Raw genomic sequence first — 15,746 nt, 5'->3', positions numbered from 1 at the left:
ATCTCGGGCGGCGTGGACCTCTGTCCTGGCCGACGTGTCGTAACCACTTCCTATGCCGTGCTCTCGACACGGCCTCGTGACGCGTCAGGGCGCATCGCGGCGGTGTGGGTGACGAACGCACCGGCCCGAAACGATGCGATGTAACCGAGGTGTTCGTCGCCGCTGAACAAGTTGACGTCCGGCCCGAAGGCGTTGATCAACCACAACGCGATCTCCACTGAGCTGGCTTCCCAGAACAGAGACTGTTGCGGGATGCGAGCGGCCAACCGCCACACCAGATCGCGATTCCAGGTGTCGGAGGCATTGCCCGAGTTGGCCGTGCTGAAGATGCCGTCCTCCTCGATCATCACCTTCCATGCCCCTGCGGCCAGCACTGATTCGGCCTCGTGCACCGCCTTGTCGACACTGACGGCGCCACGATCGCCGGGTGCCCAGGCCGTGACCTCGGGTTTGGGCTTGAGCCCGGCGTCGAGGACGGCCTTGACGATTCGGCATTTGTCGTCGACGGAGATCGCCACACCCGCAGAGGAGATCTCGATGATGTCGAAGCCGAGATCACTGGACTCGTCGATGAACCGGCGGACGGCCTCGACGCCGAACGGCATGACGGATTCGATGAGGCCGCCGGAGGAGACTTCGATGGCATGACTGTGCAAATACTGGTTGATCTCCCGCACCCGTCCACGCGTGAGTAGTCGCTGAGTTCCCGCCGTCCACTTCACGCTGTCCAGATAGGGACCGAGTGTCTCGACATAACCGCGAACATCCTCGAGGGACCTGGCAGCGGTGCGGACCTCGGTGAGGCCGATGTCCCGTGGTTTGGGAGCCGGCATGCTGATTGGGACGACCTGGCTGAACGCGAGTTCGGAATCTTCGTACGTCACTGCTTGATCCACCTTCGACTGGACTAACGCCTCCGCGAACACGGAAGCTCTCGATCCGGAGGTTAGTTTTCAACCATGGTATTGAAAAACCGTTACGCCAGACGAAACACTCGCATGCGGAATCGGGGCGAGCTTGCCGAGTTTGGGGCCCAGCTCGCCAAGGATCCGCCCGGGCGTGACCGAGCTGATTGCGGGCTGTCACGTACCTGCGAAGTCGCCAAGGATTGAAACGAACCGGGACTGGACGACGTTTCCAGAGTCAACTACTCATGGAGGTGCACATGTCGATCCCCGATTCCGGCCTTAGCAATTCACTCACGCATCGCGCTGTTGCCCGGTTCGCTGTCACGCCGCTTGGCACTCGCTTCGTCCGAGGCCTCGGCGCTCGGATCGACCCGACGCTCATACGGCTCAGCGGCGGAAGGTGTTCGTGCGTATGGCCCTTTCCTGCTCTGCTCTTGACCCACGTTGGCGCCAAATCGGGCATCGCTCGCACCAGTGCGCTGGTGTACTTTACCGAGCAAGGCCGAGTCGTGTTGATAGCCAGCAATTTTGGATCATCCCGCAATCCCGCCTGGTACTACAATGTCAAGGAGAACCCGGTCGTCGAACTGTTTGGCCGTGGGATCAGGGGTCAGTTCGTGGCTGAAGAGATCTATGGCGAAGAACGCGACCGCATCTTTGGACTAGCGAAAGCTGCACCAGGTCCATATGCCAAGTATGAAGAGGTCGCGGGCGCCAAGGCCAGGTCGATTCCCGTCATGACCTTCACCCCGAAGCCGCTCTCGTAGGCTCGCCGGGGCGTCACCACCGCCAGTGCCGCCGCCATCGCGGTTGCGCTCGTCGACGACGACGTCGTGCCCTTCGGCCAGTCCCTTGGCAACGCCTGTCCTTCATCGCCCCAGGTTGACGTCGAGATTGGCGACGGGCGTGCACATCTCGTGTGCCGGCTCCGCCCGCATCTGCTGCCGACGCTCGACCTGCCCGATCGGGAGACCCATTGGCTGAGGCGTCAGCTCCGGGCCACGGCGGCCACGGCGCAGACTCGCCCGCGTGAACTTCGGAGCCCTCGCCCCGAGAGCTGGCGACGACCTCGATGCGCCCGTCGGGTCATTCTTCACCCCATGATGCACCGCGCCGATCCCCGTGAGGTGGGTCGTAAATCGGCGGCGCGGCACTTCAACAAATCCTCAGAAAGGGACCAATCGATCATCGTCTTCGGCTGTCACGGTGGAGGTCAGCAACCAACACTGAACGACAGAGTGGAGCCTTCCCATGAAGATCATCGCCGCCATCACCCGCATCGTCCCAGGTCTAGCCGTAGCCGTAGCAGGGGCTGCGATCGCCCTTGCACCGATTGCTGGCGCCGACACGAGTCCCCTGCTGCCCTTCGGCACCAACCCCCAGGCGGAGCAGCCGGTGGGACTGCAAACGTCGAATCACGACGAGATCGACACCACCAACGGTTACGTCGACTTGCCGTTTTGAGCCGCCCTGTGTCGAACTACCCCGCGAAGACCAAACAACGTGACGTCCTCATCGGCTTGGCGATCCTGTTCCACCTGGCCGACGGCCAGCAGTAGCGGACCGCGGCGCATGGCGCGAACGCCGTTAACTACTGGGCACGGTCGTTAGTTCGTCGGCGGGTCGGGTTCCGGCGGCACAATCGCAACATCTCGCCGTCGGCCAGGATCCCGTCGACGTAGGCGGACCCGGCCCGGTATTGCAGCGGGCTGCCCGGCGACGTCCTGCTCTCGGTGATCAGCGGGGCGTTGCCGATGCGAAAAGTGCTGGGCGCCACAGTGCTCCAACGTGCGCGTATGGCCGCCTCAATGGCCTTCCCGTAGCGCAGCCGCGTCAGGTTTCTGTCCAGCCAACCCTCCCGGTGCCGACCCAGAGGTGTGACCATGCATTCGCAGATCTCGCACGCGGTATCGCCGCGCTCCAGCGGCAGACTGATGTGAAGGCACAGATCAGTGGGTCGCCACTAGGACGCAACGGCGCCGGCATGGTTCGGCTGTTCGGCAGCCTCGACGATGTTGGTGAGGAGCATCGCGCGAGTCATGGGTCCGATTCCCCCTGGCATTGGCGCAAGCCAGCCAGCGGTACCGACGACGTCCGCTGCGACGTCGCCGACCAAACCGGCTTCAGTTCGCGTGATGCCCACGTCGAGGACGACGGCACCGGGTCGCAGGTCCTGCGCCCGGACCAGTGACGCGGAACCCGCTGCTGCGATGACGATGTCGGCGCGAGAAATGTGAGCCTCGACATCCTTGGTTTCCTCGTGGCACAGGGTGACTGTGGCGCTCTCGGTAGTTCGGGTGAGTAGGAGTCCGAGCGGTCGGCCGACCGTCACCCCACACCCGAGGACCACGACATCAGCGCCCGTCAACGGAATGCAGTACCGGCGAAGCATTTCGACGATCCCGCGGGGGGTACACGGCAGAATGCCTGGCTCGCCGAGCACCAACCTGCCCAGATTGATCGGATGAAGGCCGTCTGCATCCTTCGTGGGGTCGACAGCCTCGAGGATCACACCTCGGCGAATGGGTTGGGGCAGTGGGAGTTGAACGATGAAGCCGGTGCACTCGGGGTTCGAGTTCAACTCGTGCACCGCGCGTAGCACGTCGGCCTCGGTGGCGTCGGCAGGCAACTCCACCGCGATCGACTTGATGCCGACATCTGCGCAGTCTCGGTGCTTGCCGTTGACATAGGAAACGCTTCCAGGATCCCGTCCGACCAACACCGTGCCCAGTCCGGGGCGAATACCTCTACTGCACAGGTCATTTACGCGGATACGCAACTCGTCCTTGATTGCCCTCGCAGTGTACTTCCCGTCGAGAACATAGGTCTGGGACAGCGGCAATCGCCAGGTGTCGCGTGCGTTCGACGACATCAACGGTCACCTGTCATTCGGGAAACACCACGGTGGTGCTGCCATTGACGAGCACGCGCCCGTGGAGGTGATGCGATACCGCGCGGGCCAGGACGCGCTGCTCGATGTCTCGCCCCTTGCGAATGAGACGGTCAGGGGTGTCCCGATGGTTCACCGGCTCCACATCCTGAACGATGATTGGCCCTTCGTCCAGATCGGCGGTGACGTAATGCGCCGTGGCTCCGATGAGTTTGACGCCGCGCGCGTGTGCTTGGTGATAGGGCTTGGCGCCCTTGAATCCCGGAAGAAAGGAGTGGTGAATGTTGATGCAGCGACCATCGAGATATCTGGTGAGATCGTCGGACAGGATCTGCATGTATCGAGCTAGGACGACCAGCTGAACACCGTGTTCTTCAATGATGCCAATGAGTTTGGCCTCCTGCTCACCCTTCGTCTGAGCGGTCACGGGCAGGTAGTGAAACGCTATGTCGCTGAAGTCGATGTGCGCGTACGCATCTCTTGGATGGTTTGAAACCACACCGACGACCTCCATGGGGAGGTCACCGTTGCGCCAGCGGTATAACAAGTCGACCAGACAGTGGTCGCTCTTGGATGCCATCAGCAGCACCCGCGTACGATCGGATTGGCTCGTCATCGACCAGCGGGCGGCTAGCGGCGTAAGGCTTTCCTCCACGTTCTCCGAGACCTGTGTCCCGCTGACGCCGCTCGGGACCTCGAACTCGATGCGGCAAAAGAACTGATGATTGAGCGTGTCGTTGAACTGTTGGGCGTCGAGGATGTTCGCCCCGATGCGGACCAGCGCAGCCGTGACCCGGCTGACGATTCCGGGTTTGTCGGGACACGTGAATTTCACCGTGTACGAAGAGGGCATCATCTCAAGCTTTCAGGCGAATTGCGGGCTGCCGCAAGCAGGACGTCTGCGGCAATGTCCGAACCAGGTCGGGTTTTGGTTCACACACTACAAAGCTAGCTGCGGGGCAACCCCGCGCCCAGACGCCAATGACTGCTCTTCGGAGGTGAATCCGGCCAGTGCGCCATGCGACATTCGACGTAGCGACTGCAGACTCCCGAATATACGAATCCGGGTGCCGCTCACGGCTGGACCAGCCCCTCGCGCACCGCCAACAGCGCGGCCTGCGTCCGAGAAGTCAAGTGCAACTTGGCCAGAAGGTTGCTGACGTGGGTACGTGCGGTCCGTTCGCTGATGGTGAGCTCGATCGCTATTGCTTTATTGGACAGGCCGCGTCCGACCAACACGAGAACATCTCTTTCGCGGATGCTCAATGAGCCCAAACCCATTGCAGGAGCTACCATCTGGTGAGTGAGTTGACGCGCTACAGCGGCATCGAGAAAAACTTCGTCGCGTGTCGAGGCGCGGATCGCAGCTTCCACTTCGGACGGGTCGGCATCTTTGAGCAGGTAACCGGCGGCGCCGTTCTCCAGTGCCGCGTGGACACGTTCGATCTCGCCAAAGCTGGTCAGCACGACGATCCTCACCGAGGGAAATCGTCGAGAAATCTCTTGTGCCGTCTCAACGCCGTCCATCTTCGGCATCTTCAGATCCAGCAGGACCACATCGGGTAGCTGGCCATGAGCGGCGAACGCACTGAGCTTCTCCAGAGCCTCCTGGCCATCCCCCGCCTCGCCAATTGCCTCGATGTCCTCGATCGAGGCAAGGAAGCTCATGATCCCGCGTCTGACGACTGCGTGGTCGTCAACCGTCAAGACCCGAATCGGCCCGCGCTGCTCGTCTGGTGTCATGAGCGATGCCGCGACTGGTCGGCTTGCGGCGGGGGAGCTACCAGGTGGGCAGACACCCGCGTGCCCGCGCCGTCACCGAGGGGGGCGACCTGCAGTGACCCCGACCATCGATGCACCCGGTCTCGCATGGACGTGAGGCCGTAACCGCTGCGGGCATCGGTGACCGTGCCCAGGCCGCTTCCGTCATCATCGACGATGACGTCCACTTCGCCGTTCGCCGATGGGCGCACGTCGACGTCGACGTGTTCCGGTGCGGCGTGTTTGACCGCATTCTGGATCGACTCACTGACGATTTGGTACAGGTCCTCGACGAACTCGGGGTCGTTCTCGCGAAGGCCGTCGCCAATCGACAAACGAATCTTGACCCCCGTACGTCGCGCCACCCCTTCGGCGAGAAGGCTCAGCGCAGGCCCGAATCCGAGTTCGGCCGAGGTCGACGGCTGGAGAGCCAACACCACACCCCGAAGGTCTCGTTGCACGGCCTGGCTGAGATCTGCTAGTTCCGAGGAGATTTCACCAATGATGCGCGATGGCTCCCCAACCACACGATCCTTCACCGACTTCAGTGCGCTGGCCTGCATGCCGATGGCGAAAACCTGCTGGACGACCGAGTCATGAAGATCGCGCGCGAGTCGTTTGCGTTCGTCGCGCCTGACCTGGATGCGGTCCTGCTCGATCAGCAGGGCGCGGTCCACGGCCAGGGCTGCCTGCTCGGCCATCGCGGCGAAGAAACTCAGCATGGTCGGGCCGACCCGGCGGTTCGCGGCGATGTACACATTGACCACACCTAATGCCTTGCCGCGGACGAGCAACGGTGTGCTGACGAAGTCGTCCCAATCGAGCTGTGAGATATACGAATGCATCGGCTCCCATTGTGGATTGCCGAGCATTGCCGCCTTGCGATGGGGAAACACCATCTGTTGTCGGCGGTCCATTGCCTGATAGGTCAACAGAGTTGCTCCACGCCGATGTGACGCCATCAGGAGGTCGAAAAAGGTGTCGATCTCGGCGAAACCCGCGGAGCCCATTACCTGTAGCTCGTTGCTGGTGGGCGACACGGTGATGATCTGCGTGCCTGCGACGCCGTCGGACTGCTGAATCTCTCCTGCCATGGCACCGAGGATCTGACTCACCGATCCGTCCGACGCCATGTTGGAGGCTGTTCGCGCAAGGGCAGCTATGCGCCGTTGATGGAGGAGGTGCTCGGTGACGTCGCGAAACGTGACGACGAAACTGTCGGCCAGCGATTGGCCGATCTGGTAGGCAAGCGCAACCTGTCGAGACGCAGATGTCATGACGTATGCGATGCGTTCGCCGGCGAGCACATTCTCTTCAGGGGTGTCTGCGGTGTCAGTCAAGCAAAACGGGCTCGCCGTGTTGGGGAGGTCGCATTCTGCGGTGCCCAGCATCGCAGCGCCCGTCGCGTTGACCCACAGGATCGAGCCGCCGACATCGACGATGGCGATACCGAGTCCGATGGCCTTCACGATGTCCTCAGGCGGCCAGACGACCACGACGGTGTCCGGCTCGGCAGACAGATGACACGAGTGGTGTGACGAATGCGTTGGCATGCGTACCTCCATTCGCAACGTCGCGGTAGGCCGGCGCTCGCCTACAAGCAAACTACCCCCGTTCCAAGCCCGTGCAGGCGTCAGGCCGAGTGCAGATCCATCCGGCGGTTGTCCTGCTTGTAGGGGGCCGGCGCAACCGTCGCTCGGATGGCCTTCTGCGGTCCGTCCGGATAGCCCCAGTGGACCGTCAGTTCAGAACCCACTTCGGCGTGTGCGACGTCGACTGTGGCAAGCGACAACATCTTTCGGAAGTAGTAACTGTACCCACGCGAGGTCGTCACACCGACGAGTTCACCGCTGGCGTTGGTCACCTTGTCTGCCCACATGAAGCCCCGTTGATCGCGGGGCATGTCCATGAACGGGTAGTCGGAGTCGTGGTGAAACAGGGTCGCGAACACATCCGTGACGTCGTCGGGGTTCCAGACGAGAGTCCGCATGGCGCGAAGCGGTTCAGCCTTCTCAACCTCCAAGGCCGCCCTGCCCAAGAAGTCGTGATCGACGTTGACATTGCGAGACCAGCCCAACTCGACGGGGCTGCGGTAGTAATCGCTGATGTCCTTCCCGTCGTAACTGCCGGCAATGTACGCGGGCTGGGCATAGGACGGCATGGAGGCCAGGAACGTCTCGAGGTATCCGCTCATATCGGTGTCGAAGATCGCGGGAATGTAGTCGGTCGCAATGGTCGGGAAGCAGGCCTCGAGGTGGTTGATCATCGTGACGCGTGCGCCTATTCGCCGCATGCCGAACTCGCGGCCCGCTTCCAGGACGGCGCCGTAAACCTCTTCGGCATGAGCTCGAGGGCCCTGTAGCTCGAAGCCGATCTCACCTGACATCCCTTGTCGCAGTGCATGAACATCGTGACCGGCGATCTGCACCGTTGCCACATGCATGAACTTGGTGTCGCGTAGGGCGGCACCGGCCTGGGTGAGCTTGTCCAACACGCCCAACGAAGAGGGCCCCGCGACTTGGAAGATGAACCAGTCCTCGTCGGTGCACACGGCGTCGTAACTGCCGGCCTCTAATTGGTGCTTGAGCCAGAAGCCGCCACGGCCGTGAACCATGAAATCCTCGTCACCGAACCGCGTGACGACACCCTCGTGGATGATCTTGCCGTTGGTATTGGTGTGGATGACGTGTTTGGACTGTCCGAGGGCGAACTTGGCGAAGCTGTTGACCGAGTAGTCACCGAGCAACCTAAGGGCGTCTGGCCCGCTGAAGCGGTGTTGCCACAGGAATGACCAGTCTCCGAGCGAACACGTCTCCTTCCACGACATGCTCTCGTCGAACCAGTCCGTGTACTCGGGTGCGCCGAAGCGGCTCCATGCGTAGACGGGCGGCGGTGTTCTCATGGCGGCTACGTTGAATGCCATTGGTGTCTCCATCTCCATCGGTGCGACGGCGGCGGTGCAGTACTCGGACGGTCAAAGCGGTTGCCTCAACGCTAAATCGATGGCGGCCGATCCGAAATCGCCTTTTGACCCGACTAGTGAGTCGATCTGCGGAGCCCGCCTAGGACATTTGTCCCGCTGTGTTGGATGTGCCGCGCTGGGGCCCAGCGCCTTCGGCTCTGCGCCGCAGAGTATTTCAGATGCGACAAGGGTGGCCGGTCTCGGTTGAGGTGAGACATGACGATGTCAGCGTTTGGCGTTGGACATCGTGGGGCGCGTGGGCGACTGGGTCCCGTTGCGGGCCCCGGTGAGTAGTGCTTCGAGATCGTCACGCGTGACCGGGCGTGGGTTCGCATACGGTGTTGCGAGAACTTGTTCGATGATCGGTCCAAAGTCCATTCCTGCGGCCCCGAGTGCATCGAGCGAACGTGCTACACCGGTGGCGTCGGCCAGCTCGGTGAGTGCGCCTACGGGATCATCGCACTGCAACGCTCGGCAAAGCGCTTCGTGTGCGGCAGGTGCGGCAGGAAGATTGAAAGCTGCCACGTGAGAGAGCATCACGGCATGAGTCGGTGCGTGCGGCAGATCGAATGTTCCACCGAGAACGTGGCAGATCTTGTGGTGCAATGACATCGTCGTCGCACCGAGGCACGCGCCACACAGCCAGGCGCCCTGCAACGCTTGGGATCGTGCGGCTCGATCGGTCGGGTCTGCAGCAATGGCGGGTAACGCAGAGGCCAGGCAACGGACACCCTGTTCGGCGAACACGTTGGTCAGTGGAGAGCTGTCGGGTGCATAGAGCGCTTCCACTGCGTGAGCTATCGCGTTGATGCCGCTGGCACCGGATACGGATACCGGTAGGCCGACGGTGAGTTCCGGGTCGTAGATCACGCTGCGCGGCAGCACCGCGGAATTGCGGCCGGTCTGTTTGCGGCCGTCCTCGGTGATACCCCAGATGGTCGTCATTTCTGAGCCGGAATACGTCGTGGGAATGGCGATCGCCGGCAAATCAGCCTTGCGGGCGAGCGCCTTGGCCAATCCGATGGTCGAACCGCCCCCGACGGCGACGCACCCGTCGGCTCCTAGGCTCTTGGCACAGTCTGTCGCGGCGATGACCGTGTCGACCGGGACGTGCATTCGAGCCTGGGAGTACATGCCGACAGTTCGTGAGCCGAGAACGTCGGCGACCCGGTGGGCGAGCTCGACTTGGCCTGGGGTCGACAGGACGAGTAGTCGATGCAGGCCGAGACCGTCTGCCTCGGAGGCCAATTCGGCCATGCGCCCGCAGCCGAACAACACGCGCATCGGAAGCGCCTGATAGGTAAAGGCATCTGCAGCGGTCATGGACTCTTCTGCAGTTCGATGTCGAATTGCGCGTGGATGAAGGGCACCTCGACGCCGTGGGCGGCCGCTACGGTTGGATCGTGCGATTCGGTGAAGTCGACGACCAAGCTCTGTTTCACTGCGAAGACGGCGTCGGAATCGATGTAGGGACTGCCGGCGACGAACGCGTGGGTGGTGAGTTCGGAAAACCCGGGGGCGCTCACGATGAAGTGAATATGCGCTGGGCGGTAGGGATGTCGTGCGGTCTCCTGCAACAGATGCCCCACCGGACCGTCCGTGGGAACGGGGTAGTGACTTGGCACGACGGTGCGGAACCAATAGCGGCCTTCAGCGTCGGCGGTGAAGATGCCTCGGCCATTCCCCGAAGGCTGGATCCCGGGCTGTTGGACGTCGTAGAAGCCATCCTTGCTGCATTGCCACACATCGAGGGTTGCGCCAGGCAGTGATGTCCCGTCATCGGTCGTCACACGACCGGACACCACACACGGTTGTGCGCCGCCAAGAAGATCGATGGTCTCACCCAGTACACGCTGTGGTGATTGGGTCATGTGGAAGGGGCCAAGCACTGTGTTGTCGGTCCCACCGGGCTGGGCGTTCAGCGTTTCGACGAGCATCGAGATGCCGAGCACGTCCGAGAGCAGGATGAATTCCTGCCGCGTTTCGGTGCAGGTTTGGCCGACCTGCGTCAAGAACTCGATGGCCTTCTGCCACTCCGCGAGCGACGGTTCGACCTCACGAACGAATTCGTGCGCGTGCCGGGTGAGGGCTGCCATGACTTCCCGGAGCCGTGGATTTGGCGTGTGAAGGAAACTGTCGAGGGCTGCGACCGATACAGAGTCGTCGGTGGGATCGGCCTTCGGCGTCGTCGGTGCAGCGGCCGTAGGTCCTGGTCTCGTTGTCATCAGTGCCTCCATCCAGAGGAGCGGCGCGTCTCCCCGCGGGGATGTGCGGCAGCGCAAATGTGAATACAGACTCCCGTTTAGTGACCGTGGCTGTCAAGCGACGGGGCGTCTTGACCAAGAAACCGTCGAGTTGCCTTGACACGGCCCCATCAAAATGCGAACCTAAGTTTACATATTGGGTAACCGGGGTCACACCAACGAATGGATGCTTGCGTGGAAGAGGTCTTCGATGTCGCTGTGGTCGGATACGGACCAACGGGTCTGGTCGCGGCCTCCCTGCTCGGCCAGGCGGGGCACCGAGTGGCAGTGTGTGAACGGTGGCCGTCGCTGTACGGGCTGCCGAGGCTGACTCACATCGACGATGAGACTGCACGGGCGGTGCAATCGGCTGGCGATGTTGATGAGGCGCTTCGGGATTCGAGTAAGACCGAATACCGGTGGGTCAACGGCCACGACGAGGAACTACTCCGAATCCCGGGGATAGCGAACGGCCCCATGGGATTCCCGACGCACATCTCGATGTACCAGCCCGATGTCGAGGCGGCGATCGATCGCCGCATCCGCGAGATGCCGAACGTGACGCTCCGGCAGGGGTTCTTGGTCACCGATCTGCGTCAGAACGCCGCGGATGTCGAGTTGACTCTGGTGGCGTCGGAGACCGCTCTGACAGCCCGTCAAGAGCGGCTGAGGGCCCGCTACGTCATAGCCGCCGACGGCAGCAAGAGCGACCTTCGCACCGCGCTGGGCGCCGAGCGTGACGACTACGGATTCAATGAACGCTGGCTCAACTTCGACACCGAGTGGCTGCGGCCCGCCCCGGCCGAATACCGCACCAGCAAACAGTATTGCGATCCTGCCCGCGGACACATGTACATGAATATCGGCGAGCACCGCCAGCGCTTCGAGTTCGCGTTGCTCGACGGCGAGAGCAAAGAGGATTTCGGGCGCGTCGAAATGGCGTGGGAGTTGCTGAAACGATTCCACGATCTCGGGCCGGACGATGTCCGGATCATTCGACAGATCGTCTACACGTTCGAGGCTCGAGTAGCCCGCCAGTGGCGGCATGATCGCGTGTTCCTAGCCGGCGACGCTGCCCACACCATGCCGCCCTACCTCGGCCAGGGCGCTTGTTCGGGGGTCCGAGACGCGTCCAACCTCGCCTGGAAACTCGACCTCGTGTTGCGCGGATTGGCGGATCAATCCCTGCTCGACAGCTATCAGGACGAGCGCAAACCGCATGTCACGACGGTCACCCACATGGCGATTGGACTTGGCACCATCGCCAACACCCACGACCCCGTCGCGGCAGCCGAACGGGATGCGATGCTCAAGAGCGGACACGCTCCGCCGCCGCCGGAGATGCCTCCCATCAGTCGCGGTGTGATTGCGCGACAGGCAGACGGCACCGCGGCATCAGCTGCAGGGACCCTGGTGCCGCAGGGCTGCGTCACCGTTGGTGAACGCACCGGACGGTTCGACGACATCGTCGGGCGCGGCTTCGTGCTGGTGACCACCATCGACGCGGGCGCCGACCTGCGCCCAGAACAGCGCGACTTCCTCGACGAGCTCGGGTGCCGCATCGTGCGGCTTGGTCACGATGTCATCGATGATGACGGTGTCCACACCGCATACCTCGAGAAGCTCGGTGCGGTCGGATATTTGGCGCGGCCCGATTTCGTGCTGTTCGGCAGTGCATCAGGCGGCTCGCAGATCGAGACCCTCGTCGACGAGCTGCGATCGGCTCTGGCTTGGTCAGTGGCCGCGACCGAGGCCAGCGTGTGACCGCGCCTGCGTCGACACCTCTGGACCCTGCCGTCGCAGCATTGCATCGTGCGATGCCCTACACGCGGCTCGTCGACTGCGGAATGAACTCCGCAGACGCTCGCGCACTGCTCGCTGAAACGGCCGCGGGCCAGTCGTGGACCCATGTCGCCAGCGCTCTCGCTGATCGTCAGGCGACCAGCGCCGAGGATGCGCTCGAACGGGGACATGGGCGGACCGCCGTCCAATCCGCCCGGTGGGCGACCGGAGCTGCGCTCTTTGCGCAGATGGCCGAAAACGACGACACCGATGACAAGCGCGAACTCTATGACCGCTATGTAGGTCTGGTCGCCCGGGTGGCCGAGCTGAGCGAACCGGTGTTGGAGCGGGTCGAGGTTCCCTATCGCGACGGTTGCCTCGTCGGTTGGCTACAGCTGCCCGCGGCCCAGCGCGCATCGGCAACGGTGATCATCTGGGGCGGGCTCAGCGGCTGGGGTGCGGCTTATCTCAACGCCGCTGACGCGTTGACAGCTCGTGGTGTGGCCTGTCTGCTGGCGGAAGGGCCAGGCCAAGGTGAACCACGGCTGCGGGATCGCCTCTACATCGACGGCGACGTCACCGACGGGTTCGGTCGGTTCCTCGATGCCGTCAACGACGATCCGCGCCTCGGCGATGCGATCGGTGTGCAAGGCAACAGCTTTGGCGGGCTGTTCGCCGCACATCTCGCGGCTCGCGATTCACGGGTCAGGGCCTGCGTGATCAACGGTGCGCCAGCCGTGCCGTCGTTGCCGAAGTTCAAGACCGCTCGTGCCCAGTTTACCGCCGCCATCGGTACCGACGACGACAACCGGCTTACCGAGGTGCTCGATACCTTGCGATTCACTCCCGCGGATCACCCGATCGCCTGTCCGGTGCTGGTGTTGCACGGAGGCGCCGATGCCCTCATTCCGGATGCGGCCATCCAGGAGCCGTTTGCCGAGGCAGCTGGCGCACGCGGGCAGCTCCGCGTCTGGCCTGATGGTGAACACACCCTCTACAACCACGCCGCCGAGCGCGATGCCCTCGTGGCGGACTGGTTCTGCGACAACCTCGCCAGTTCGGCCACCGATCACTGAATCAACCAAGGAGGCAATCATGTTGGGACACATCGAATTCGATCGTGATCGGTGTGAGGGCCATGGTCTGTGCGAACAGCTGGCTCCGGAGATCTTCCACCTTGACGACGAGGGCGAACTAGAGCTTCTCGTGACGGATGTCCCCGCAGAACTGCAGGCCATGGCCGAGGCCGGTACCGGGGCCTGTCCAGTCGCTGCCCTACGCATCAGTGCACTGCAACAGCGGTGACTGCCGTCGCTGCGAATCACCGAATTCCGATCGCCAAGCACAGGCAGCTTGCAGGCACACACCACCGCCTCTTACAGGGCCAGTCAGGAGAGTGAAGATGATCAAATTGGTTGCCGTTCTTCGGCGTCGGCCCAATATGACGCATAACGAGTATGCGGATTACATCCGAGTCACCCACGCGAAGATCGCGTTGGCAAACAAGCTCACAGTCCGCAAGTATGTGCAGAACCACGTCTTCGACAGTGCGTACGGGGCTGATGGTGATGCCGAATACCAGGTGTGCTTGCCGCGTGACTCGGTGACGGAGTTGTACTTCGACGATTTCGAGGCGATGGGTCGGACGTTCGCCGACCCGTACACGCGCGACGTGGTGGGACCCGATGGGGCCAACTTCAGCGACTTGCCCTCCGCGCTGAGCATGTTGGTCACCGAAGACCGAGCTCAAGCACCAAGCGGTGGGCCCGACGCGGTGAAGGTCTTGCACTTCTTGTCGGCCGCTGAGGGAATACCAGCCGTGCACTTTCACGAGCGCTGGCGCCAGGCCCACGAGCAGCTCGTCGTCGATCGGCCCGACCTTGCTGAACATTTCCGCGGGTGTGAGTGGAACGTCTCGGTGCCCGCCAGCTCGATGACCGAATACTTCGGTGGTGCTGAACAGCCCTCTTACAGTGCGTATCTCGCGCTGTGGTTTGATCAGGACAATGCGCTACCGGCCTTTCGAGCGTACGAACGTGCACTCCAAGAATGCCTGAGTGGCGACGGGTTGTTCCAGCTCTCACACTCGTTCTTCTTGTTGAGCCGCGAGGTGATCATCTTCGATGACCTCACGGCCAACGATGGCTGAACGGCTGCGACGATGCCGCTCAGACCATCACCCACACCCAGCGCGGTCTCCTACAACGGAGCGCACGTTCACATCTAGGCGGTCTTTCGCCGCTTGGCCGTCGTAGACTCCATCCGTGAGCAGCGAGGCGTCTTCCGTCCCCCCGGCCCTTCAATCACGCAGTCGGATAACCCAGGACCGACTCTTCGCTGCGGGGACGCGCCTGCTGGAAGAAGGGGGCGCCGAAGCGCTCACGGTGGCCGCGGTCGCCGAAGACGCAGGCGTCTCGGTTGGCAGCGTCTACCGGCGATTCGGGGATAAGGAGCGGCTACTGGCCGCCATTCAGGCCCGGTTCACCGAAGAATTCCGCACGGAGATGTCTCAGCGCGTGGCCGATACGGGCCTGAGTGCGGCGAGTCCACCGGCCGAGGTGATCGGTGCGGCCGTGTTGGGGGTCGTCGAGACGTTCCGTGCCCACGAGCTCTTGATGCGCGTATTCATGCTCCTCGGCACCCGAAGTGCAACGGTCTTCGCCGAGGGTTCGGCGGCGAGTATCCACGGCGGCAAAATGTTTCGTGACACCGTGATGTTGTCTGCACCGGCGATCCGCCACCATCCCGATGTCGAAGAGGCCATCGATTTCGCGTACCGGCTCACCTACGGCGCTTGTGCGCACCGGGTGATAAATGGCGAGAACCTGGAGTCCGCTCGCCCCCTGCCGTGGGATGCCCTCATGGGTCAGTTGAGGGTGGCGGTCACTGGCTATTTGCTCAATCCTCCACTCGCGGGCTCACCCACCGAATCCTGACGATCCGCCGGACGAAAGAGTCCCCGTCCGCCTCTTGACAAGCTCCGCACCGAATGCGAATCTATGTTTACATTCGTAGTGGTTGCCGTCACACATTGGTTTGTACGTGGTGCCCGCCATGCGAGCGTTGTGCATAGAGGGACTTCTGTGGACGAGATGTGCTTAGCCGCAGTCGAAAGCGAAGCGTCGAACACGTTCCTCGCGGCCCGCAGGACCACGGGATACCGCGTCCGCCCTGGGCTGATGCTCATGAACCCAGATACC

At 62.7% G+C, this 15,746-nt stretch carries 16 protein-coding genes; 7 read left to right on the top strand and 9 right to left on the bottom strand.

Annotated features, from left to right (window positions below; genetic code table 11):
* Positions 1–50 precede the first annotated feature (50 nt).
* Positions 51–884, bottom strand: coding sequence for a phosphosulfolactate synthase (locus B1790_RS00920; protein ID WP_079921243.1), 834 nt, complete (start codon positions 882–884; stop codon positions 51–53).
* A gap of 281 nt (positions 885–1,165) precedes the next feature.
* On the opposite strand from B1790_RS00920, the gene B1790_RS00915 reads away from it, so the two are divergent.
* Together B1790_RS00915 and B1790_RS00910 are read left to right on the top strand one after the other, a co-directional pair.
* Positions 1,166–1,675, top strand: coding sequence for a nitroreductase/quinone reductase family protein (locus B1790_RS00915; protein WP_142270941.1), 510 nt, complete (start codon positions 1,166–1,168; stop codon positions 1,673–1,675).
* A 484-nt stretch (positions 1,676–2,159) separates the two neighbouring features.
* On the top strand, positions 2,160–2,372 hold the full coding sequence (locus B1790_RS00910; protein WP_079921241.1) for a hypothetical protein: 213 nt from the start codon (positions 2,160–2,162) through the stop codon (positions 2,370–2,372).
* Between the two features lie 127 nt (positions 2,373–2,499).
* On the opposite strand, the gene B1790_RS00905 is transcribed toward B1790_RS00910, so the two are convergent.
* The 8 genes from B1790_RS00905 to B1790_RS00870 all read right to left on the bottom strand — a co-directional run bounded on the left by B1790_RS00905 (position 2,500) and on the right by B1790_RS00870 (position 10,746).
* On the bottom strand, positions 2,500–2,685 hold the full coding sequence (locus B1790_RS00905) for a hypothetical protein (RefSeq protein WP_079921240.1): 186 nt from the start codon (positions 2,683–2,685) through the stop codon (positions 2,500–2,502).
* Positions 2,686–2,871: 186 nt separating this feature from the next.
* On the bottom strand, positions 2,872–3,780 hold the full coding sequence (locus B1790_RS00900) for a bifunctional methylenetetrahydrofolate dehydrogenase/methenyltetrahydrofolate cyclohydrolase (RefSeq protein ID WP_079921239.1): 909 nt from the start codon (positions 3,778–3,780) through the stop codon (positions 2,872–2,874).
* Positions 3,781–3,793: 13 nt separating this feature from the next.
* Positions 3,794–4,651: a formyltetrahydrofolate deformylase gene (purU, locus tag B1790_RS00895; protein ID WP_079921319.1), complete on the bottom strand. Its 858-nt coding sequence runs from the start codon at positions 4,649–4,651 to the stop codon at positions 3,794–3,796.
* Positions 4,652–4,872: 221 nt separating this feature from the next.
* A complete protein-coding gene (locus B1790_RS00890; RefSeq protein ID WP_079921238.1) occupies positions 4,873–5,541 on the bottom strand; it encodes a response regulator transcription factor in 669 nt (222 codons plus the stop codon).
* Positions 5,538–7,112: a histidine kinase gene (locus B1790_RS00885; RefSeq protein WP_158083723.1), complete on the bottom strand. Its 1,575-nt coding sequence runs from the start codon at positions 7,110–7,112 to the stop codon at positions 5,538–5,540. The genes B1790_RS00890 and B1790_RS00885 overlap by 4 nt, the downstream gene beginning before the upstream one ends.
* Before the next feature lie 80 nt (positions 7,113–7,192).
* Positions 7,193–8,482, bottom strand: a complete 1,290-nt coding sequence (locus tag B1790_RS00880; RefSeq protein WP_142270940.1) for an aminomethyltransferase family protein — start codon at positions 8,480–8,482, stop codon at positions 7,193–7,195.
* 264 nt (positions 8,483–8,746) lie between these two features.
* On the bottom strand, positions 8,747–9,805 hold the full coding sequence (locus tag B1790_RS00875; protein ID WP_369832263.1) for a maleylacetate reductase: 1,059 nt from the start codon (positions 9,803–9,805) through the stop codon (positions 8,747–8,749).
* 35 nt (positions 9,806–9,840) lie between these two features.
* Positions 9,841–10,746 (bottom strand): dioxygenase, encoded by a 906-nt coding sequence (locus B1790_RS00870; protein WP_079921317.1) that lies wholly within the window; start codon positions 10,744–10,746, stop codon positions 9,841–9,843.
* Between the two features lie 201 nt (positions 10,747–10,947).
* Between B1790_RS00870 and B1790_RS00865 the strand changes: the two genes are divergently transcribed.
* The 5 genes from B1790_RS00865 to B1790_RS00845 all read left to right on the top strand — a co-directional run bounded on the left by B1790_RS00865 (position 10,948) and on the right by B1790_RS00845 (position 15,482).
* A complete protein-coding gene (locus B1790_RS00865) occupies positions 10,948–12,528 on the top strand; it encodes a bifunctional 3-(3-hydroxy-phenyl)propionate/3-hydroxycinnamic acid hydroxylase (RefSeq protein WP_079921235.1) in 1,581 nt (526 codons plus the stop codon).
* Positions 12,529–12,794: 266 nt separating this feature from the next.
* A complete protein-coding gene (locus B1790_RS00860; protein WP_233164868.1) occupies positions 12,795–13,622 on the top strand; it encodes a S9 family peptidase in 828 nt (275 codons plus the stop codon).
* 19 nt (positions 13,623–13,641) lie between these two features.
* Positions 13,642–13,851 (top strand): ferredoxin, encoded by a 210-nt coding sequence (locus tag B1790_RS00855; RefSeq protein WP_079921233.1) that lies wholly within the window; start codon positions 13,642–13,644, stop codon positions 13,849–13,851.
* A gap of 97 nt (positions 13,852–13,948) precedes the next feature.
* Complete coding sequence (locus B1790_RS00850; RefSeq protein ID WP_158083722.1) at positions 13,949–14,695, top strand: EthD domain-containing protein; 747 nt, start codon at positions 13,949–13,951, stop codon at positions 14,693–14,695.
* A 115-nt stretch (positions 14,696–14,810) separates the two neighbouring features.
* On the top strand, positions 14,811–15,482 hold the full coding sequence (locus B1790_RS00845; RefSeq protein ID WP_079921231.1) for a TetR/AcrR family transcriptional regulator: 672 nt from the start codon (positions 14,811–14,813) through the stop codon (positions 15,480–15,482).
* Positions 15,483–15,746: the final 264 nt, after the last annotated feature.

It is taken from the genome of Mycobacterium sp. AT1 (assembly GCF_002043095.1).
Taxonomy (GTDB): domain Bacteria; phylum Actinomycetota; class Actinomycetes; order Mycobacteriales; family Mycobacteriaceae; genus Mycobacterium.
The sequence above is the reverse complement of the archived record's forward strand: the minus strand, read 5'-3'. Positions and strand labels throughout refer to the sequence as shown.